This window comes from Planococcus donghaensis (assembly GCF_001687665.2).
In the GTDB taxonomy this organism is placed as follows: Bacteria; Bacillota; Bacilli; order Bacillales_A; family Planococcaceae; genus Planococcus; species Planococcus donghaensis.
In genome coordinates, this window is sequence record NZ_CP016543.2 from 1,289,575 (window position 1) to 1,311,985 (window position 22,411).

Consider the following 22,411-nt stretch of genomic DNA (forward strand, 5'->3'; position numbering starts at 1 on the left):
AGGTGGGCTAATTGAAGTCAATTCGTAATGAGAAAGGTTATGCTTTATTATTTGTTATGCTTCTCGTTGTTCTTTTTACAATTATGGGGATGGGCTTATTCACCATGAATATGAATGCAGCAAAACAATTTAGTACAAAAGAAAAGCAAGTTGGCGCAAGACACCAAGCGGAAATGGGCGTTTTGCATTTTAAAGCGGAGCTTAGTGAAACAATAAAATTAAACCCTCGAAAAGTAAATCTTTCATGCGCGGATTTAACAAAAGCAGTATCAGGAACATCAGATGATGGCAAATCTGGTTATGTAGTAAATACAGCAAATGTGCAATGTAGTATAACAAATGGAGATTTTTCAATTTCTGTACTGAGTAAAGGAACTTACTTGGATCGAGAAGATAAAATCAAGGCGAAACTATATGTGAAAAATATGCGAGGCAGTACCTTAAATTCGGGAGAAATACCAAAACCTATTGATTATGATGATACTTTAAAAGTACTAAATTCAAGTGGGATATTTATGAATGGCGTATATCGACAAACTGAAAAAAGTCTTCAAGTAAAGGGGGAAGTACGAGGGGAAACTGGAAATTCTGGTGGTGGTAATGACATATTAATTCAAAGGAATTTGTATGTAGACAAAGATATATATTTTCATAATCACGGTTGTTTAGTAGTTAGAGGTGACTTAGTTGTAACTGAAGGAATTAGTAGTGGTAATAAGGTTTATATTTTTGTATATGGAGATATTTACTTTAATTCTTATACTTATACATCTAGCAATAACAGATTATTCGTCACAGGTAACGAGTATGTAAACGGAGTAAAAGTAACGAAAAAATTTGCTAAAGTTCCTTCAGGAAGCAAGTATTCCTATAGTGGAGGAGATTGTACTTTATCTAGCCCGAATACGGGAGTACTAACGCCAATATGGGATTTTAATGGTGAAACTGAAGTAGATTATTTTGTAGACTGATGACTCGTTCTACGTAGGAATATGTGCAGTAATTTTATATTATAGAAAACAGAAAAGTTCTCTTGCCCAAACCAAATACCAGCTCGTAAGATTGAAGCTGGCGCATTTGGTTTAATGTCCAAGAGAGCTTTTTCTATTTGTAACTCTTTATTTTCTTCGTTTTTCAGCTAACACAATCGCTTTTTTCGTATTCGCAAAATGAAATTTTGTTAACCCTTTCAAATAATCTTCTCCATGCTTTAATAAAATCTTCGCAGCCGCTTCATCTACAATCTTTCCAGCACCTTTTGGCAATGTGACGCCAGCTTCTGCACTCATCCGGTCCATTTCATCGAGAAACGCAACACGGGCAATAATCGATGCACAAGCAACGGATACGTGTAGTCCTTCTGCTTTTGTAGAGAATAAGACATTTTCACGAACAATTTCCGTTTCGTCTTTAATGTGCTTATAGTAAATCGCTCGTTCAGCAAATTGATCGATCAAAATCGCATCTGGTTTCTCGGGTGCGATTTTAGCAAGTACGTGCTTGAGTGCTTGGTTGTGAAGAAGTGCTTTAATCTTTCCTTGCGACCAACCTTGTGCTTGAACTTTGTTGTATTTGTCGTTTTTTAACGTAAGCACACTATGAGCAAAAGCTCTTTTTAAGTCTGGTGCAACTTTGCGCATCCAGTCATCCGTTAATTGTTTAGAATCTTTTACACCAAGTTCGTAAGCGAGTTCGACTTTATCAGCGGGGACAAAGCAAGCTGCGACTGTGATGGGGCCGAAAAAATCACCCGTACCGGTTTCGTCAGATCCAAGAACAGACTGTTTGGCAAAACCTTCAGGTAGTTTATCGCCTTTTGTGGAAACAATTTTCGTTGAAGCAGGAACAGTTCCCCATTTTGCGGCTTCACGGTCTGCACCGTTTCCTTGAAACATGACTTTTCCAGATGTATATACGGTCACCACAGTGTCTGGTAATTTTGCGCTGAAACGCGCATATGGATTTTTGGATGCCACTTTGTTTTTTTGGTAATGGTCAATCACTTGGAGAAGACGTTCCTCGGATAGTTTCAGAACTGTGTTAGACATGGACGAGTCACCTTTCTTTGATTCACAATCGGCTTGTGTTCATGGTATGATGGATTATAGAATTCCAAAGGGGGATATTGCATTGTCAGAGCAACATAAAATTCACACGGTCGTTGACATCTATGGCAACACCTATAAAATGGTTGGAACCGAAACTTCTGGTCATATGCGTCTTGTAGCATCGATGGTCGATAGCAAAATGCGCGAGATTAATGCTTTGAATCCATCACTAGATCAAGCGAAGCTTGCTGTCTTGACGGCATCAAATGCGGTACATGACTATCTTAAACTGAAAGAGCAAGTAGAACAATTAGAAAATGAATTGAAAAAACTGAAAGGTTGACGTGAATGCTTAATATACTTTTACTCGTCTTACTGATCGGTGGCATCATCGTGGGCGCAAAAAGAGGTTTTGTTGTCCAGTTGATTCATATGGTTGGCTTTGTAATTGCTTTAGTCGTGGCTTATAAATACTATAAACCTTTATCTGAATACTTTGTTCTATGGATTCCATATCCAGCTATCAATGAAAATTCCCAGTTTACGCTAGTAGTCGATCAATTGGACTTAGACCAAACATTTTATCAACTATTAGCATTCGCGGTTATTTTCTTTGTGGTTAAGTTTGCGTTGCAATTGCTTGCATCCATGTTTGATTTTTTAAAGTATTTACCGGTACTTGGCTTTTTCAGCAAAATACTTGGTGCAGCATTAGGGTTTATCGAAGCATACATACTATTATTTATTTTCGTTTATGTATTTGCGTTGCTTCCAATGGATGCAGTGCAAAACCAATTAGAGAATTCCGGAATTGCCCAAGCGATGCTTGAGCATACACCTTATTTCTCGGAGAAAGTAAAAGAATGGTGGTATATTTATATGTAGTAGGAACTTCTCTCTTACGAGGGAAGTTTTTTTAATCGAAACGGGGAGGGCTTTTGGTGAATAAGAAAATCATCATCAGAACACTTGAAAAAATTGCGTTATATATGGAACTTAAAGGGGAAAACCCGTTTAAAGTGTCGGCTTTTCGAAAAGCTGCACAGGCACTAGAGTTAGATCAGCGAAGCTTAGATGAAATTGAAGATGTGACAAAACTAAAAGGCATCGGCAAAGGTACAGGTGATGTGATTCTTGAACTGATCAACGACAATAAATCCACTGTTTTAGAAGAGCTTCAAGAAGAAGTGCCAAAAGGGCTCGTTCCCATGATGAAGCTTCAAGGCTTAGGCGGAAAGAAAATTGCCAAGTTATACAAAGAACTAGGCATCGACTCGATGGAAGCGTTAAAAGCAGCTTGTGTAAATGAAGAAATTCAAAAGTTGCCAGGGTTCGGTCCAAAATCAGAAGAAAAAATTTTAAAAGAGCTAAATGAATTTGAAACAAAACCTGATCGCCAACCTATTTGGAAAACAGAAGAAACTGTGGCGTTTATCAAAGACGTCTTAACTTCGATTGCAGAAGTCACGGAGTTTTCAGTTGCTGGCAGTTTCCGTCGAACAAAAGAAACGAGTAAAGATATCGATTTTATTATTGCTACGGGTGAACCGGCAAAAGTTAAAGAACAATTGCTGGCAGCCTTGCCAATTCAAGAAACCATTGCGTCTGGAGACACAAAAGTGTCTGTCACTGTAGAAGTTTTAGAACCAATTGATGTTGATTTCCGATTGGTAGCCCCAGAAGAATTTGTAACTGCGCTGCATCATTTTACCGGATCAAAAGATCATAACGTAAAAATGCGTCAATTAGCCAAATCGCAAAACAAAAAAATTAGTGAATACGGTGTCGAGCAAGAAGACGGCAGCATCCAGACGTTTTCGACTGAAACCGAGTTTTTCGCTCATTTTGGTTTGCCTTTTATTCCGCCATCAGTTCGTGAAGATGGACGAGAACTCGACCGATTAGAAGAATTGCCCGAATTGGTGACGATTGAAGATATTGTAAGTGATTTGCATATGCACACAACGTGGTCAGACGGGGCCAATTCATTAACCGAAATGATCGATGCGTGTGTAGCAAAATCGTACCAATACATGGTCATTACCGACCATTCACAATACTTGAAAGTGGCTAACGGGTTAACACCAGAACGGTTAACTGACCAAAATGGCCAAATTCGTGAATTAAACAAGAAATACTCAGAAATTGAAGTGTTCTCAGGGACAGAAATGGATATTTTACCGGATGCAACTTTAGATTTTGATGATGAGATGCTTCAAAAATTGGACTTTGTCATTGCTAGTATTCACTCGAGTTTCCAACAACCACAAGAACAAATTATGGATCGCATTTTAACGGCGATGAAAAACCCAAATGTGCACATGATTGCGCATCCGACAGGGAGAATAGTAGGACAGCGTGAAGGGTATAATCCAGACGTTGAGCAGATTTTGGATTGGGCAAAAGAATACGGCAAAATTGTTGAGTTAAATGCCAGCCCGTATCGTTTAGATTTGGCGGTTCCGTATTTAGTGATGGCGCAAGAAAAAGGGGTGCCAGTCGCTATTAATACAGATGCTCACGCAATTGAAGGATTAGAAGTGATGGAGACAGGGGTTAACCATGCTCAAAAAGCGTGGTTGAAAAAAGACACTGTAGTCAACACATGGTCACTGGAAAAATTCAAAGCATTTATCAATAAGTCGAAATAACAAATCAGTTACCCAAGATAAGATTTATCACATATACAAAGTTAGGAGGTTCTTAAATGATCGCTGAACGCGCATTAAGAACACTTGAGTTTTATAAAATTCGAGACGAAGTGGCTCGTTACTGTACTTCGTCACTCGGAAAAGCACATGTAGACAATTTACTACCGTCTACGGATATCAATGAAGTCAATCGACTGTTAGAGCAGATGGACGAAGGCGCACAAGTGTTGCGAGTGAAAAACAATGTCCCAATGGGCGGTATTTTTGATATTCGCCTTCAAGCGAGAAGAGCGCAAATTGGGGGTAGCCTAAGCCCGATGGAATTAATGGAAGTTTCATCGACTGTTCGTGCAAGCCGTATTTTGCGTCAGTTTTTTGAAACGATTCAAGAAGAAGGCGTTGTACAAATTCCTCATTTCTTAGAGAAAAAAGAATCAATGCCCATTTTAACGGCACTTGAACACGCGATTAATGTATGTATCGATGACAATGGTGGTGTTTTAGACAGTGCCAGTACCGAGTTGCGTTCGATTCGCCAACAATTACGAACGCAAGAAAGCCGTGTGCGTGAACGTTTGGAAAGTTTAGTGCGTGGGAAAAACGCATCGAAAATGCTATCGGACTCAATTGTAACCATACGGAATGATCGATTTGTAATTCCGGTCAAACAAGAATACCGTAGTCACTACGGTGGCATTGTTCATGACCAATCTTCATCTGGTCAAACATTGTTTATCGAACCCGACTCCGTCGTACAAGCTAATAACGAAGTACGTCGTTTGAAAATGAAAGAAAAAGAAGAAATCGATCGTATTTTAATGATGCTGTCAGCACAAGTGCAAGAAGTTGCTCACGAGCTATTTGTATTAGTAGATGTGCTCGGAGAAATTGACTTGATCTTGGCGAAAGCAAAATACGGTTCTGCGCATAAAGGTACCAAGCCTACAATGAATACTGAAGGCTATATAAACTTGAAAAAAGCGCGCCATCCGATGATTCCGAAAGATGAAGTTGTGCCGAACGATATTGAATTTGGTCGAGACATCACAGCGATTGTCATTACTGGACCAAACACAGGTGGTAAGACGGTAACGTTGAAAACTGTGGGCCTTGCAACGTTAATGGCGCAATCGGGTTTACCAGTGCCGGCACTAGACGGTTCAGAACTTGCAGTATTTGATCAAATTTTTGCAGATATTGGTGACGAGCAGTCAATCGAGCAAAGTTTAAGTACTTTTTCATCTCATATGGTCAATATTGTTGATATTTTAACGAAGTTTGATGAAAATTCGTTAGTGATTTTTGATGAACTGGGAGCAGGGACAGATCCTCAAGAAGGAGCGGCACTCGCCATTTCGTTATTAGATGAAGTTCACGGTAGAGGAGCGCGTGTGATCGCAACCACGCATTATCCTGAACTAAAAGCATATGGCTTTAACCGTCCGGGTGTTGCTAATGCGAGTGTCGAATTTGACGTGGAAACATTAAGTCCGACTTACCGGTTATTAATCGGTGTACCGGGTCGAAGCAATGCATTCGAAATTTCAAAACGGCTTGGATTGCCAGAACATATTATTAGCCACGCAAAAAGCTTTACAGGAACCGATAGCAAAGCAGTTGATACGATGATTGCCTCTCTAGAGAAGAGTCGCCGTGAAGCAGAACAAGATGCAGAACGTACACAAGAAGTGTTGTTAGAATCTCAACAAGTGAAAAAAGAATTGGCTCAGCAGCTTGAAGAATACGAAAAACAAAAAGAACAACGAGAAGAAAAAGCCAAAGAAAAAGCACGGAAAATCGTGGACGAGGCTAGAGCTGAAGCGGAATCCGTCATATCGGAATTACGTAAAATGCAACTCAATCAAGGCTCATCAGTTAAAGAGCATGAATTGATCAACGCGAAAAAACGATTAGAAGACGCGATGCCTCAAAATCGTATTTTAAAAAAGGCAGCTAAAGATAATGCGGCAAAGCCTTTACAGCCAAATGATGAAGTCAAAGTTATTTCTTTTGGACAAAAAGGCACTTTGGTCGAAAAAGTATCGAAAACTGAATGGATTGTTCAAATTGGTATTTTGAAGATGAAACTACCTGAATCTGATTTGTCATTTACAAAACCTGAAAAGCAAAAAGAAACGCGAACGATGGCCACACTTAAAGACCGTGATAGCCATGTGAAAATGGAATTGGATTTGCGTGGTGAACGATACGAAGATGCATTGGCACGTGTTGAAAAATACTTAGACAATGCGTTACTATCAAACTACCACCAAGTATCGATTATTCACGGAAAAGGAACAGGAGCTTTGCGTCAAGGTGTTCAACAGTATTTGAAAAAGCATCCGCGCGTGAAAAGCTATCGTTTTGGTGAAGCAGGAGAAGGCGGCTCTGGTGTTACTGTCGCTGAGTTAAAGTAAGTTTCCGAAGAGGAGCATAAGAAATGACAGAAACAGGATTTTGGACACACCCTTTAGTGGAATCGGCCGGCTATTTTAGTGTCGTCGTATTATGTTTAATCGTAGCTATGGTTATTTTTGAAATGGTCACAAAATACAATAACTGGGAACAAATTAAAAAAGGTAATTTAGCAGTAGCAATGGCTACAGGCGGAAAGATATTTGGAGTCACTAATATTTTTCGTTTTTCAATTGAGCAACATAATTCTTTGTTTGAAATGGTCGCATGGGGATTATACGGTTTTACATTGCTGATCTTTGCTTATATTTTGTTTGAGTTTTTGACACCAAAGTTTAAAGTAGATGATGAAATTGAGCAAGATAATCGCTCAGTTGGATTTATATCGCTAACTATTTCTGTCGGTTTGTCGTTTGTGATAGGCGCTAGTATTCAATAGGAGTTGGACGTTGTGGAAAATCTCATTAAAATATTATTTGTTTTTTGTGCAATCTTTATGATTGTAGGGGTTATTTTCTTGTTTCTTTTATAATGATTAAAGCCAGCTGTTTAGCTGGCTTTTTTTATATGCAACGAAAAGTATTTTTACTAGCTTAAAGAAATATTGTTGTAAGCGGTATCATAATTCTCTATAATGAAAAATAGGAATATTCGCACGATTCTATCAAAAATTAGGAGGTCAAAAGAATGACTGAAAAGCCTTGGCTCGCGCATTATCCACCAGAAGTGCCCCATACGCTCACCTATCCAAGTATGCCTGTGCAAGAATATTTGACACAAGCTTACAAAAAATACCCTCAAAAAGTAGCGGTTCACTTTATGGGGAAAGAACTTTCATACGAAGAACTCTATCAGTCATCTATGAAATTCGCCAACTATCTACAAAAGCTCGGCATAAAAAAAGGAGACCGTGTTTCGATTATGTTGCCAAACTGCCCACAAGCAGTGATAAGCTTTTATGGTATTTTGTATGCCGGTGGTATTGTCGTAATGACGAACCCGCTTTACACTGAGCGCGAAATCGTCTATCAAATGAATGATGCTGGAGCAAAAGCGATTATTAGTTTAGATATTTTGTTCCCAAGAATTTCAAAAGCATTAAAAGAAACGCAATTGGAAAATGTGATTATAACAGGGATTAAAGATTACTTAACTTTCCCGAAAAATCTCGTTTATCCGTTTATCCAGAAAAAACAATACGGCATGACAGTCAAAGTTGAACATAGAGGCATAAATCATTTGTTCACTGAGATTATGAAAACAGCTCAACCTACTGTAGTCGAGACACCTTTTGATTTTGAAGAAGATTTAGCTTTGTTGCAATATACAGGAGGAACGACCGGTTCGCCAAAAGGTGTTATGTTAACGCACAAAAACTTGATTTCTAATGCAACAATGTGTGATAGCTGGTTGTATAAGTGCAAGAAGGGCGAAGAAACCATTATGGGAATTATCCCGTTATTCCATGTATATGGTTTAACGACTGTCTTAATTCTTTCCGTTATGCTAGGAAATAAAATGGTTCTCTTACCAAAATTCGATCCAGAAACAGCTTTAAAAACGATTAATAAGCAAAAACCTACATTGTTCCCAGGTGCCCCAACATTGTATATTGGGTTAATGAATCATCCAGATATTGCGAAATACGATTTATCATCAATAGAAGCTTGTTTGAGTGGTTCAGCGCCATTACCGGCAGAAGTACAAGAAAAATTTGAAGCATTAACAGGTGGTAAATTGGTTGAAGGTTATGGGTTAACAGAAACTTCTCCAGTTTCGCATTCCAACTTGGTGTGGGGAGAGCGGACAAAAGGGTCGGTTGGGTTACCTTATCCGGATACAGATAGTAAGATCTTCCAAACAGGTACGACAACTCCAGTTCCAAATGGTGAAATCGGTGAAATTGCGATTAAAGGGCCACAAGTGATGAAAGGATATTGGAACAAGCCAGAAGAAACAGCTGCTACCATTGTGGACGGATGGTTACTCACTGGAGATCTTGGATATATGGATGACGAAGGACATTTCTTTATCGTCGATCGTAAAAAAGACATGATCATCGCAGGTGGTTTTAATATATACCCACGAGAAATTGAAGAAGTCCTCTATGAACACGAAGCGGTGCAAGAATGCGTAGTAGCCGGAATACCAGATCCGTATCGTGGTGAAACAGTAAAAGCATACATTGTGTTAAAAGAAGGGTATACTGTAACAGAAGAAGAACTTAATGCGTATTGCCGCGAGCAGCTAGCGTCATTTAAAGTGCCACGCATATACGAATTCCGCAAAGAATTACCGAAAACAGCAATTGGTAAAATTCTGCGCCGTTCGTTAGTAGACGAAGAAGTTGCAAAACAAAACGAAGCAGTACCGTCATAAAGTATCTGTAACGGTACATCGTGTATAAGCGGATAAAACTTGACACTTTATAAAATAAATTATAATATGAAAATATGAATGAATAGCCATTCATATTTTCATATTTTTTTGGGTGGTGACATTAATGGAGAAAAGAAATAAGCCGAAATATAAGCAAATTATAGATGCGGCAGTTATTGTCATTGCTGAAAATGGCTATCATCAATCGCAAGTTTCGAAAATAGCTAAACAAGCAGGAGTTGCCGACGGAACAATTTATTTGTATTTTGAAAACAAGGAAGACATTTTAATTTCTGTATTTCAAGAAAAGATGGGCGTTTTCGTCGATAAGCTCGAGCAAATTATCGCACGTGATTTGAATGCTTCAACTAAGTTAGGTTTAATGATCGAAAGTCATTTTGATCTGTTGGCAAGTGATATTCACTTAGCAATTGTTACACAATTAGAGTTGCGCCAGTCAAATCATGAGTTACGTACAAAGATTAACAACGTATTGCGAGAGTACTTAAAGCTAATGGATAAAATTTTGGTTCAAGGTATGAATAACGGAGAACTTGATAAAAATATGGATATTCGTTTAGCTAGACAGATGGTTTTTGGTACAATGGATGAGACCATAACTACTTGGGTCATGAATGAACATAAATACGATTTAGTTGACCTCGCACCAAAAGTTCAACGTTTGTTGCTGAAGGGCATGCAAGCTTAAAGAAAGGGGCTCATTAGATGGAATTTATTAGCTGGAAAAAAGAAGATGGTGTAGCGGTGGCAACAATTAATCGTCCACCGGCAAATGCGCTATCGCGTTCACTTATTTTGGAAGTTGATGAATTATTGAACCAAGTAGAGAACGATGATGAAGTCCGCGTTGTTGTCTTGCACGGAGAAGGACGATTCTTTTCTGCAGGAGCAGACATCAAGGAATTTACACAAGTATCTTCAGGAGAAGAATTTTCGAAATTATCAGCGAGTGGTCAGGAAGTTTTTGAGCGAGTTGAAACTTTCCATAAGCCCGTCATAGCGGCAATTCATGGAGCCGCTTTAGGCGGTGGATTGGAATTAGCGATGAGTTGTCACATGCGATTTGTCACTGATAATGCTAAACTAGGATTACCGGAGCTTCAACTAGGGTTGATTCCCGGGTTTGCTGGAACACAGCGCTTGCCAAGATATGTAGGGGCAGCAAAAGCAGCTGAGATGTTGTTGACGAGTGATCCAATCTCAGGAACAGAAGCCGCGCACTATGGCTTGGCTAACCGTGCTTACGCAGAAGAAGACTTGCTTTCGGAAACGCTTACAATCGCGCGTAAAATTGCGAAGAAAAGTCCTGTTTCAGTGAAAGCGGCAATTCAAATGTTGCAGTACACAAAACCTGCATCTTATTATGAGGGTGTAGATGCAGAAGCGCAGTCTTTTGGAACAGTATTTGTTTCAGAAGATGCAAAAGAAGGAATCCAGGCGTTTCTGGAAAAACGTGAAGCACAATTTAAAGGGAAATAATACTTGGGAGGTTTACGTTCATGAACATTTATGTATTAGTAAAACGTACGTTTGACACAGAAGAAAAAATCGTTGTTTCAGGTGGAAAAATCCAGGAAGACGGTGCGGAATTCATCATTAATCCTTACGATGAGTACGCAATTGAAGAAGCAATCACTGTCCGCGATGCACACGGCGGCGAAGTAACAGTAATCACAATCGGTAACGATGAAGCAGAGAAACAGCTTCGCACAGCACTAGCAATGGGTGCTGACAAAGCCGTATTAATCAATACTGAAGACGATGTTGAAGAAATGGATCAATTTACTTCTGCATACATACTGGCTGAGTATTTAAAAGACAAAGAAGCAGATTTGATTTTAGCAGGAAACGTAGCAATCGATGGTGGATCTGGTCAAGTTGGACCACGTGTTGCTGATTTACTTGGCATCAACTATGTGACGACAATTACTAGCTTAAGCATTGACGGCGAAAAAGTATCAATCGTTCGTGACATCGAAGGCGATTCAGAAGAATTAGAAACTTCATTGCCACTTTTAGTAACAGCTCAACAAGGCTTAAATGAACCACGTTACCCATCACTTCCAGGAATCATGAAAGCGAAGAAAAAACCGCTTGAAGAATTGGAATTGGATGATTTAGATATCGAAGAAGACGATGTAGAAGCGAAAACAGAAACAATCGAAATCTATCTGCCACCGAAAAAAGCGGCTGGCCGTATTCTTGAAGGCGATCTTTCTAACCAAGTAACTGAACTAGTTGGCTTGCTACGTAACGAAGCGAAAGTTATTTAATAAATTTCAAAACTCTTAAAGATTCATTATAAATTCTAAATAGAAATTCATAGTTGCTATGAATTTCGATCTCGTAAAATCGGGAACAGTTTTCACATCTACTTAGGGGGTAAACGGACTATGGCGAAGAAAGTATTAGTTTTAGGCGAAACGCGCGAAGGCGCTTTACGTAATGTTTCATTTGAAGCAATTGCGGCTGCTAAGAAAATTTCTGGCGGCGGTGAAGTTGTAGGTGTTTTAATCGGCGATGCTGTTGAAGAATTCGGTGCAGAGTTAATTGCATATGGTGCTGATCGCGTGGTTACGGTTGAACATCCACATTTGAAATCATATACATCTGATGGGTATGGTCAAGCATTTATGGCAGTTGTTGAACAAGAAAAACCAGAAGGACTTGTTTTTGGTCATACAGCTGTTGGTAAAGACTTGGCACCAAAAATTGCTTCTAAGTTACAAGCTGGATTAATTTCGGACGTAACGGACATTGAAGGCGAAGGCGACGATGCTGTATTTATTCGCCCAATCTTCTCTGGTAAAGCATTTGAAAAAGTAAAACTTAAAGACGGTATTGACTTTATCACAGTACGTGCGAACAACATCGCACCACTTGAAAGACAAGAGCGTTCAGGGGATGTAAGTTCTCTTTCTGTTGATATCACAAACTTGCGCACAATTATTAAGAACGTTGTCCGCAAATCAACTGAAGGTGTCGATCTTTCGGAAGCGAAAGTTATTGTAGCTGGAGGGCGTGGTGTCAAGAGTACGGAAGGATTTGAACCTTTACAAGAGTTAGCCAATCTTCTTGGTGGTGCTGTTGGTGCATCTCGTGGAGCTTGTGATGCGGATTATTGCGATTACTCACTTCAAATTGGGCAAACAGGCAAAGTCGTAACGCCTGATTTGTATATTGCAGCTGGTATTTCAGGAGCAATTCAGCATATGGCAGGTATGTCCAACTCGAAAGTTATTGTAGCCATCAACAAAGACCCGGAAGCAAACATCTTTAAAGTAGCAGACTACGGAATCGTTGGTGACTTGTTCGACGTTATCCCGATGCTGACAGAAGAGTTTAAAAAAGTAATGTAATCTGAAGTTAAACAGGCGGAAAAAGTTTTTTAACTTTTTCCGCCTGTTTTTGTTTGGCAGTTTTCAAGATCTGTAAAAGCGAAGAAGCCTTCGTTTAATAGAACAATTTAAGGGTATTAAAAGAGTAGGCAAAAAAATAGCTAGTGTTTTTGGCACATGCTATACTCTGTATATAGTTTGGTTAATCATAAGGAGGAATTATTCATGGCAATTGTACACGGTACAGATCAGAACTTTTCACAAGAAGTATCAGAAGGACTCGTTTTAGTAGATTTTTGGGCAACTTGGTGCGGACCATGTAAAATGATCGCTCCGGTGCTAGAAGAATTAGATGCTGAAATGAGCGATAAAGTTAAAATCGTAAAAGTTGATGTCGATCAAAACCAAGAAACAGCTGGAAACTATGGCATTATGTCAATTCCAACTTTACTATTGATGAAAGACGGAGAAACAGTTGATAAAGTAGTTGGTTTCCGACCAAAAGAAGCATTAGCTGAATTGGTTGAAAAACACGCATAATTCTTAACCGGGTCCAGTGATGGTGCCCGGTTTTTTAATAGGGTGATAAACATGGCAAACGAATTGATTCGACATAAATTGGCAATATTGCCTGACCAGCCCGGCTGTTACTTGATGAAAGATCGACAAGATACAGTCATATACGTCGGGAAAGCTAAGGTTTTGAAAAATCGTGTTCGCTCATATTTTACGGGCAGTCACGATACGAAAACGCAGCGCTTGGTTAACGAAATTGTAGATTTTGAATACATTATTACGTCTTCTGATAAAGAGGCGTTGATTCTAGAATTGAATTTGATCAAGAAATACGATCCGAAATACAATATTATGTTAAAAGATGATAAAAGCTATCCGTATTTAAAAATTACGGGAGAACGTCATCCAAAACTGATTACAACAAGACAAGTGAAAAAAGACAAAGGCAAATACTTTGGTCCTTACCCCAATGCTTATGCAGCGGCAGAAACTAAAAAGTTATTAGACCGTTTATATCCATTGCGCAAATGCCATACAATGCCAGACCGCGTATGCTTGTATTACCATTTGGGCCAGTGTTTAGCACCTTGTGTAAAACCGATTGAAAAAGAGACTTACCAAGAATTGATCGATGGAATTACAAAATTCTTGAATGGTGGATTCCGTGAAGTAAAAGAGCAATTGGTCGAAAAAATGTCTGAAGCAGCAGAAAACCTGGAATTTGAACGTGCGAAAGAATACCGTGATCAAATCAATATGATTGAAACCGTTATGGAAAAGCAAAAAATGGCGATGAACGATTTTACCAATCGCGATGTATTTGCATATGCTGTTGATAAAGGCTGGATGTGTGTACAAGTCTTTTTTGTGCGGCAAGGGAAATTGATCGAACGAGATGTCTCACTATTTCCGCTTTATAGAGATCCCGAAGAAGAGTTTTTGACTTTTCTTGGTCAATTTTACGAAAAAGCCAATCACGTAAAGCCAAGTGAAATCTTAATTCCAGAAGCGGATGATCCGGACATGTTGAAAGAATGGCTTGGTGTTCGCGTACTTGTGCCGCAGCGTGGTAAGAAAAAAGAATTAGTGGCATTAGCGAAAAAAAATGCAGAAGTAGCAATCAAAGAGAAGTTCCAGTTGTTAGAGCGCCAAGAAGAACGGACAATTGGTGCATGTGTAGATTTAGGAGAAGCAATGAATATCGAAACGCCATTACGTATTGAAGCTTTTGATAACTCGCACATTCAAGGTGCAGATGCTGTTTCCGCAATGATTACGTTTATTGACGGGAAACCATCTAAAAAAGACTACCGTAAATACAAAACACGAAACGCATCAAAACCGGATGATTATGCAGCAATGCGTGAAGTGATTCGTCGACGCTATTCACGTGTTTTAAAAGATGGTTTACCTTTACCAGATTTGATCGTTATCGATGGTGGGAAAGGACAAATGGAGTCGGCGCGTGAAATTTTAGAAGATGAACTTGGTTTGTCGATTCCTATTGCGGGACTTGCAAAAGACACCAAGCACCAAACTTCACAATTATTATACGGTTCACCAGCTGAAATTGTACCGCTTAAACGAACGAGTGAAGCTTTTTATTTGTTGCAACGAATACAAGACGAAGTTCACCGATTTGTTATTACGTTTCATCGTCAATTGCGTGGTAAGAATTCAATACAATCCGCACTAGACGGTCTGCAAGGCGTAGGGCCGAAACGGAAACAGCAATTGCTAAAGCATTTTGGATCTGTCAAAAAAATTAAAGAAGCATCTGTAGAGGAAATTAAAGAAGCGGGAATGCCGGAAGCTTTGGCACAGTCCATCGAAAAGCATTTCACAGAAGATACATTGCCAAGTGAATCATAACGTGGTATTGTAGTGAATAATTAAATCACTTGGAAAAGTGATGATAGAGGCGCGGACGTCAATAGTAAGCATTCGGAGATTTGCAGAATCTGAGATGGATGGTGAAAGGGGCGATCGCCGAAGTGTGCGTTTTACTGCTATTGCGCATGCTGGTTCTGCATTTAAGAAGTGCAGGGCTGTCAGAGTCAATCTCTGGAGGGCTATCTCACATGGACGTTTTTCGTACATGATAAAAGAGGTAGTTTGCCGCGTATGCGGTGGGCTGCCTTTTTTCGTGTCTAGTTGAAAAATCACTAGTCATTTTGAGGGCCACATACTAAATGTGGGAGTGGATAGAATGGAAACAATTGTTATGAAATTTGGTGGAACATCTGTTGCGACACCGGAAAAAATTATTGGTGTGGCGAAAAGAGCAATTCGTGAAAAAGAAAAAGGCAAACGCGTTGTCATTGTTGTTTCGGCGATGGGCAAAACAACCGATACATTACTCGGGTTAGCTGGGGAAATTTCATCAAATCCGCCAAAGCGTGAGATGGATATGTTATTAGCCACAGGAGAGCAAGTAACGATTTCTTTATTGGCGATGGCTTTTAAAAAATTGGGTCATGAAGCTTTATCATTTACCGGTTGGCAAGCTGGAATCGAAACCGAATCGGTTCCGCGCAACGCACGCATCGAACAGATTCATACAGAACGCCTTGAACGTGTATTGGATAAAGGCTATTTTTGTGTAGTGGCTGGTTTCCAAGGCGTAGACAAAATCGGCAATATTACCACACTTGGTAGAGGTGGATCAGATACGACAGCAGTAGCGCTTGCAGCTGCTTTAAAAGCAGAGAAATGTGAAATTTATACAGACGTTAATGGCGTTTATACATCTGATCCAAGATATGTCACGGGTGCGCGTAAACTCCAGCAAATTTCTTATGACGAAATGTTAGAGCTGGCCAATCTTGGGGCGGGTGTACTGCATCCGCGAGCAGTCGAATTCGCAAAAAACAATCATGTACCATTATCTGTCAGAGCAAGTTATTCAGACGAGCCTGGCACAATCATACAAGAGGTGATCACTGTGGAAACAAACTTAATCGTTAGAGGCGTGGCATTTGAACCTGGAGTCGCGCGTGTAACTGTCACTTATAAAAAACCGTTTAATGGCTCGCTTGCTAATATTTTTAATAAGCTAGCAGAAAATCAAATTGACGTTGATATCATCGTTCAAAGTATTAGCGACGAGTTTCCGCCTTCGGTTTCTTTTTCGATCAGTCAAGAAAGTCTCGAAGAAACGCGCCGTGTTCTAACTGAAGCACAAGAAGAAATTGGGTTCCTATCATTAAATGTGGAAGTTGGTTTGTCAAAAGTTTCAATAGTAGGATCAGGCATGGTGTCAAACCCAGGGGTTGCTGCACGTATGTTTGATATTTTAAGAACAAAAGAAATACCAGTTAAAATGGTCAGCACATCAGAGATAAAGATTTCTGTCGTAGTACCCGAAATTGATATGACAAAATCAGCAAATGCTTTGCACGAAGCTTACGGTTTGTCTGAAGAAGAGTTGATTGAAGCAACACAAAAGTTTTCTTTAAATACTAGTTCGTGAAATTATTCACAAAATGTTCAAATTCTCAATTGTAATTTGTTAACAATAGCGGCATGAGTGAACCTAGCAGTTTAGTTGGAAAAAGCGATTCTCAATTAGAGAATCGCTTTTTAACGGAAATCTATTAAAACGTTTACATATCGAGACGATTTAGAAGGAATCGCTTGTGTAATGCCGGTAAAAGCCGTAATAACTATCTGATTAAAAGCGATTCGTTGCCTTGACGCTCCTAAAGGGGGGGAGTACAATAAATATGTCATATTATTGTATCATGATGGTGCGTGGCTTCAGGTGCTTTCACCATAAACGTCTGCTCTGAACGCTACCAATTAAAGTTTTGAGGGGGGTAAAATTTTGGATAACAATCGTGAATTTTTAATGCGCAGGCTGCACTCATTGTTGGGAATTATTCCTATTGGTTTATTCTTAACGCAGCACTTAATCGTCAACCATTTTGCAACACAAGGTGAAGAGGCATTCAATACTGCATCTCATTTCATGGCAAATCTTCCATTCGTTATTTTCTTGGAGATCTTTGTCATTTACTTGCCGCTCATGTATCATGCGTTTTACGGTCTATACATAGCGTTTACTGCGAAGAACAACCCTGGACATTATAGCTATATGCGCAATATGTTATTTATTGCACAACGTTATACAGGTGTCTTCCTAGTAGTCTTTATCGCTTGGCACGTCTTTGAAACAAGATTCCAAGTGGCAATTGGAAATGCGGCTGAAGCAGATTTTAACATGATGGAAAACATCTTAAGCAATCCATGGATGTTAGCATTCTACATCGTAGGTGTGTTGTCAGCAACTTTCCACTTATCAAACGGACTTTGGTCTTTCCTTGTTACTTGGGGAATTACGCAATCTGCAGCAGCACAAAAAAATGCAACTTATTTCACGCTTCTAGTATTTATTGTGTTATCGGTTATTGGTATCAGAGCATTGTTTGCGTTCGTTTAAGAATGTTTCAATCATTGGTGAACTAAAAGAGGAGTGAATACTAACATGGCGAAGGGCAAAATTTCTATCGTCGGAGGCGGCCTTGCTGGATTAATGGCAGCAATCAAAGTTGCAGAAGCAGGCTCTCCCGCCGATTTATTTTCAATCGTTCCCGTTAAACGGTCCCACTCAGTATGTGCACAAGGCGGGATTAACGGAGCGGTCAATACAAAAGGTGAAGGGGATTCCCCGGACATTCACTTTGATGATACTGTCTACGGAGGCGACTTCTTAGCGAATCAACGTCCCGTAAAAGCAATGGCAGACGCGGCACCTGGAATTATTCGTATGTTCGATCGTATGGGCGTTATGTTCAACCGTACGCCGGAAGGTCTTTTGGATTTCCGTCGTTTTGGTGGCACAATGTACCATAGAACTGCGTTTGCTGGTGCAACTACTGGTCAGCAATTATTATATGCATTAGATGAGCAAGTTCGTCGCTACGAAGTAGCTGGACTTATCACGAAGTATGAAGGTTGGGAATTCCTTGGACTTGTTCTTGATGAGCAAGGCGTAGGTAAAGGAATCACTGCTCAAAATATGACGACGATGGAAATTAAATCGTTCCGCGCAGATGCTGTTATTATGGCAACTGGTGGTCCGGGAATTATTTTCGGGAAATCGACAAACTCTGTTATTAACACAGGTTCAGCGGCTTCTATCGTTTATCAACAAGGTGCATACTACGCAAACGGCGAATTTATCCAAATTCACCCAACAGCGATTCCAGGAGACGATAAACTGCGCTTAATGTCAGAATCGGCTCGTGGAGAAGGTGGACGTATTTGGACGTATAAAGACGGCAAACCTTGGTATTTCCTTGAAGAAAAATATCCTGCTTACGGTAACTTAGTTCCACGTGATATTGCAACACGTGAAATTTTTGATGTTTGCGTTAACCAAAAGCTCGGCATTAATGGCGAGAACATGGTTTATTTGGATCTTTCACATAAAGATCCGAAAGAGCTTGATATTAAACTTGGTGGAATCATCGAGATCTATGAGAAATTCACTGGTGATGACCCACGCAAAGTACCAATGAAAATTTTCCCGGCTGTTCACTATTCAATGGGTGGACTGTGGGTTGATGATCATCAAATGACAAGCATCCCTGGTGTTTTAGCAGCAGGGGAATGTGATTATTCTCAGCATGGCGGTAACCGTTTAGGTGCAAACTCATTGCTTTCAGCAATTTATGGCGGTATGGTCGCAGGACCAAACGCTCTTGATTATATTAAAGGCCTTGATGTTCTAGCGGAAGATCTTCCTTCAACAATTTTTGAACAACATGAAGCAGAAGAAAAACGCAAATGGGAAGAAATTTTAGCATTAGACGGTACAGAAAACGCGTATGTTCTTCATAAAGAACTTGGCGAATGGATGACGGATAATGTAACAGTGGTACGTTACAACGATCGTTTACAGAAGACGGATGAAAAAATCCAAGAACTTCTTGAACGTTTCAATCAGATTAGCATTACAGATACGCAACTTTGGAGTAACCAAGGCGCAATGTTTACACGTCAATTGCGCAATATGCTTCATTTAGCGCGAGCAATCACTATCGGTGCACTTAAGCGTAACGAAAGCCGTGGAGCTCATTACAAACCGGACTTCCCGGAGCGTAACGACGAGGAATTCTTGAAAACGACAATGGCTAAATTTAATGGCAATGACGCACCTATCTTCCATTACGAAGAAGTCGATACGTCGTTAATTCCGCCACGTAAACGTGATTATTCAGCAAAAGCATAATTATGAAGGGAGCTAATTTACCATGGGTGAAGCAGCAAAAACGGTAATATTTGAAATCGAACGCAGAAACTCTACGGATGAAAATTCGTATTGGGAAAAGTTCGAATTGCCATATAAGATGAACATGAATGTCATTTCGGCATTGATGGAAATCCGTCGTAACCCTGTCAACATGGACGGGAAAAAAACCACGCCTGTAACTTGGGACATGAACTGTCTTGAGGAAGTGTGTGGAGCATGCTCTATGGTTATCAACGGCAAAGCGCGTCAATCGTGTACGGCTTTAGTTGATCAATTAGAACAGCCAATTCGCTTGCAGCCGATGAAAACATTCCCTGTTGTTCGTGACCTTGTCATTGACCGCAGCCGTATGTTCGATTCGTTGAAGAAAGTAAAAGCTTGGGTGCCAATCGATGGTACGCATGACCTTGGAGAAGGACCACGTATGCCTGAGCGTAAACGCCAATGGGCATATGAGCTATCTAAATGTATGACTTGTGGCGTATGTCTTGAAGCATGCCCGAACGTCAACGATAAATCTGACTTTATCGGTGCTGCGCCACTTTCACAAGTTCGCTTAATGAACGCCCACCCAACCGGTGCTATGAACCGCGATGCTCGCTTGAACGCGATCATGGGTGAAGGTGGATTAGCAAGTTGTGGTAACTCTCAAAACTGTGTTGAATCTTGTCCAAAAGGAATTCCTTTGACAACGTCAATCGCAGCATTAAACCGCGATACAACAGTTCAAATGTTCCGTAACTTCTTCGGAAGCGACAGAATGGTTGACTAGTAACTGATTAAAACCCCGCTCATGCGGGGTTTTTTCTTTTTGTCTAATGAAAACGCCTGTCCTTTTTAAAAGTTTTTGATATACTATTCAAATGAAATAACTAATTTAAGTACGGTTTAGTTTTTATTCTTAAATAAGCTGCGCTTTCTTGTTTGAGTATTATCGATAAATAAGCCGAATTTCTGGAGGTCGTCATGAAAGCAAATTACATTGAGAATTTTGAAGAGTGGAAGCGAGAATTTTTCTTTTCTGCTCCTGTGCAAGTGCGTTTTTCAGAAACCGATATGTTTGGGCATGTGAATAATACAGTGCCGATCGCTTATTTCGAGTTTGCACGGATTGAATTTATGAAAGAAATGGGCTTAATGCAACGTTGGCTCGAAACTGGAAATGAGTTGTTTCCGGTTGTAGCGGATATGCAAGTCGATTTCGTCCAACAAGTCTTTTTTGATGAAAAACTAGACGTTCATGTTAAAATCGCACGAATTGGCACGTCATCTATGGATGTTCATTATTGGACCACCAATGAAAAAGGTGAAACTTGTTTTACTGGTAGAGGAGCGATTGTTCAAGTTTCTAAGCAAACAAATAGAGGCTTTCCTTGGACAGCAGAAGAAATTGAGTTGCTAAAAGCACAACAAGTAGCTGTTGCAAAAAAGTAAGGAGCTCTTGCTATATCGGTAAAAAACCTGCACTATAGAAATATGATAGGGTTTTTGAGGAGTGGTAATTAGTTATGAAGGAAGATTACAAAGACACAACACATGATTTAGAACGTATCGCATTTATGGAAAAAGAATTGCGTTATATTTCGGGGATTATTAAGCAAAAAGGGCGAGAAATATTAAATTCCTATACGATTACACCGCCTCAGTTTGTTGCTTTGCAATGGCTGTTCGAACATGGAGACATGACAATTGGTGATTTGTCGAACAAAATGTACTTAGCATTCAGCACCACAACCGATTTGGTTGATCGCATGGAAAAAAATGAAATGGTTGTCCGTATACGAGAAGAACAAGATCGTCGTGTTGTCCGGATCAAATTATTAAAAGAAGGCGAACGGGTAATTGAAGAGGTAATTCGAAAGCGGCGTGAATATTTAAGCACGGTTTTAGAAAATTTTTCAGAAGAAGAATCAGAACAATTTGCAGCATTGCTTGAAAAACTGCATACCAACATGAAATAGGATAGAGGCGATGACGTTGAATGCGCCAATTGGAGTAATTGATTCGGGAGTCGGTGGACTCACCGTTGCAAAAGAAATAATGAAGCTATTGCCGAACGAGCAAATTTGCTATATTGGTGATAATGCGCGTTGTCCGTACGGGCCGCGTCCGTTATCGGAAGTTCGGACCTATACGTGGCAAATGGCAAATGCGTTGATGAAGAAAAACATAAAAATGCTAGTCATTGCTTGCAATACGGCAACTGCAGCTGCGTTGTACTCGCTACAAAAGAACTTGCCAATTCCTGTAATCGGGGTTATATTTCCCGGAGCCCGAGCTGCGGTTAAATCTTCCACAACCAATAAAATAGCTGTTTTAGGTACTTCGGGAACAGTGAAAAGCGGAGCTTATGAAAAAGCGGTTTTATCGTTGGTTTCTTCTGCTCATGTGATCCAGCTAGCTTGTCCGCGTTTTGTTCCTTTAGTAGAAAGTGATGAATACGAAGGAGAATTTGCTCATCGCATCGTTCAAGAAACATTGGCGTCAATCGCCTACGAGGAATTCGATACAGCTATTTTAGGGTGTACCCATTATCCATTGTTACAAGGTTTTATCGAAGAAGTGCTAGGGGATACTGTTCATGTTCTTTCGTCAGCAGAAGAAACGGCGAAAGATGTGGAGCGCTATTTAAATTACAAAAATCAGTTTGCCAACCGTGAAAAACCACCGGTCCATCGTTTTTATACATCGGGGTCTACACAAATCTTTGGTTCGATTGTCCGCAAGTGGTTAGAGATTGATGAACCGATAATTCATTCCATTCGATTCCCGAAAACCTGATAGCTC

21 protein-coding genes and 1 riboswitch are annotated in these 22,411 nt (G+C 39.9%); of the genes, 20 read left to right on the top strand and 1 reads right to left on the bottom strand.

Annotated features, from left to right (window positions below):
• Positions 1–11: 11 nt before the first annotated feature.
• Positions 12–971, top strand: a complete 960-nt coding sequence (locus BCM40_RS06465) for a hypothetical protein (protein ID WP_238323761.1) — start codon at positions 12–14, stop codon at positions 969–971.
• Positions 972–1,118: 147 nt separating this feature from the next.
• On the opposite strand, the gene rnhC is transcribed toward BCM40_RS06465, so the two are convergent.
• Positions 1,119–2,048, bottom strand: a complete 930-nt coding sequence (gene rnhC / locus BCM40_RS06470) for a ribonuclease HIII (protein ID WP_065526651.1) — start codon at positions 2,046–2,048, stop codon at positions 1,119–1,121.
• An 82-nt stretch (positions 2,049–2,130) separates the two neighbouring features.
• Between rnhC and zapA the strand changes: the two genes are divergently transcribed.
• The 19 genes from zapA to racE all read left to right on the top strand — a co-directional run bounded on the left by zapA (position 2,131) and on the right by racE (position 22,405).
• On the top strand, positions 2,131–2,391 hold the full coding sequence (gene zapA / locus BCM40_RS06475; RefSeq protein ID WP_008432279.1) for a cell division protein ZapA: 261 nt from the start codon (positions 2,131–2,133) through the stop codon (positions 2,389–2,391).
• A 5-nt stretch (positions 2,392–2,396) separates the two neighbouring features.
• Entirely contained in the window at positions 2,397–2,933 is a 537-nt protein-coding gene (locus tag BCM40_RS06480; protein WP_065526650.1) for a CvpA family protein, read from the top strand.
• Between the two features lie 56 nt (positions 2,934–2,989).
• A complete protein-coding gene (gene polX / locus BCM40_RS06485) occupies positions 2,990–4,699 on the top strand; it encodes a DNA polymerase/3'-5' exonuclease PolX (RefSeq protein ID WP_065526649.1) in 1,710 nt (569 codons plus the stop codon).
• A 56-nt stretch (positions 4,700–4,755) separates the two neighbouring features.
• On the top strand, positions 4,756–7,116 hold the full coding sequence (locus tag BCM40_RS06490; RefSeq protein ID WP_065526648.1) for an endonuclease MutS2: 2,361 nt from the start codon (positions 4,756–4,758) through the stop codon (positions 7,114–7,116).
• Positions 7,117–7,139: 23 nt separating this feature from the next.
• Positions 7,140–7,553 carry a DUF350 domain-containing protein gene (locus tag BCM40_RS06495; protein ID WP_065526647.1) on the top strand — a complete coding sequence of 138 codons (414 nt, stop codon included), beginning with the start codon at positions 7,140–7,142 and terminating at the stop codon, positions 7,551–7,553.
• A 248-nt stretch (positions 7,554–7,801) separates the two neighbouring features.
• Complete coding sequence (locus BCM40_RS06500) at positions 7,802–9,493, top strand: AMP-binding protein (RefSeq protein WP_065526646.1); 1,692 nt, start codon at positions 7,802–7,804, stop codon at positions 9,491–9,493.
• Positions 9,494–9,617: 124 nt separating this feature from the next.
• Positions 9,618–10,202, top strand: a complete 585-nt coding sequence (locus tag BCM40_RS06505; RefSeq protein ID WP_065526645.1) for a fatty acid metabolism transcriptional regulator FadR — start codon at positions 9,618–9,620, stop codon at positions 10,200–10,202.
• 17 nt (positions 10,203–10,219) lie between these two features.
• A complete protein-coding gene (locus BCM40_RS06510; RefSeq protein ID WP_065526644.1) occupies positions 10,220–10,993 on the top strand; it encodes an enoyl-CoA hydratase in 774 nt (257 codons plus the stop codon).
• A gap of 20 nt (positions 10,994–11,013) precedes the next feature.
• Positions 11,014–11,787 (top strand): electron transfer flavoprotein subunit beta/FixA family protein, encoded by a 774-nt coding sequence (locus BCM40_RS06515; RefSeq protein ID WP_038703568.1) that lies wholly within the window; start codon positions 11,014–11,016, stop codon positions 11,785–11,787.
• Positions 11,788–11,907: 120 nt separating this feature from the next.
• Positions 11,908–12,873, top strand: a complete 966-nt coding sequence (locus BCM40_RS06520) for an electron transfer flavoprotein subunit alpha/FixB family protein (RefSeq protein ID WP_065526643.1) — start codon at positions 11,908–11,910, stop codon at positions 12,871–12,873.
• Between the two features lie 204 nt (positions 12,874–13,077).
• Entirely contained in the window at positions 13,078–13,392 is a 315-nt protein-coding gene (gene trxA, locus BCM40_RS06525) for a thioredoxin (protein WP_008431421.1), read from the top strand.
• A 51-nt stretch (positions 13,393–13,443) separates the two neighbouring features.
• The gene (gene uvrC, locus BCM40_RS06530) at positions 13,444–15,240 is read left to right on the top strand and encodes an excinuclease ABC subunit UvrC (RefSeq protein WP_065526642.1); all 1,797 of its coding nucleotides are present in this window, start codon (positions 13,444–13,446) and stop codon (positions 15,238–15,240) included.
• Between the two features lie 36 nt (positions 15,241–15,276).
• Positions 15,277–15,451, top strand: a riboswitch (Lysine riboswitch).
• Between the two features lie 126 nt (positions 15,452–15,577).
• Positions 15,578–16,840: an aspartate kinase gene (locus BCM40_RS06535; RefSeq protein ID WP_065526641.1), complete on the top strand. Its 1,263-nt coding sequence runs from the start codon at positions 15,578–15,580 to the stop codon at positions 16,838–16,840.
• A 354-nt stretch (positions 16,841–17,194) separates the two neighbouring features.
• A complete protein-coding gene (locus BCM40_RS06540) occupies positions 17,195–17,809 on the top strand; it encodes a succinate dehydrogenase cytochrome b558 subunit (RefSeq protein WP_065526640.1) in 615 nt (204 codons plus the stop codon).
• A 45-nt stretch (positions 17,810–17,854) separates the two neighbouring features.
• Entirely contained in the window at positions 17,855–19,603 is a 1,749-nt protein-coding gene (sdhA, locus tag BCM40_RS06545; RefSeq protein WP_065526639.1) for a succinate dehydrogenase flavoprotein subunit, read from the top strand.
• 22 nt (positions 19,604–19,625) lie between these two features.
• Positions 19,626–20,396: a succinate dehydrogenase iron-sulfur subunit gene (gene sdhB / locus BCM40_RS06550; RefSeq protein WP_008431427.1), complete on the top strand. Its 771-nt coding sequence runs from the start codon at positions 19,626–19,628 to the stop codon at positions 20,394–20,396.
• Between the two features lie 194 nt (positions 20,397–20,590).
• Complete coding sequence (locus BCM40_RS06555; RefSeq protein ID WP_065526638.1) at positions 20,591–21,058, top strand: acyl-CoA thioesterase; 468 nt, start codon at positions 20,591–20,593, stop codon at positions 21,056–21,058.
• Between the two features lie 74 nt (positions 21,059–21,132).
• Complete coding sequence (locus BCM40_RS06560; protein ID WP_065526637.1) at positions 21,133–21,585, top strand: MarR family winged helix-turn-helix transcriptional regulator; 453 nt, start codon at positions 21,133–21,135, stop codon at positions 21,583–21,585.
• A 16-nt stretch (positions 21,586–21,601) separates the two neighbouring features.
• Positions 21,602–22,405 (top strand): glutamate racemase, encoded by an 804-nt coding sequence (racE, locus tag BCM40_RS06565; protein ID WP_065527729.1) that lies wholly within the window; start codon positions 21,602–21,604, stop codon positions 22,403–22,405.
• The last annotated feature ends 6 nt before the right edge of the window (positions 22,406–22,411 follow it).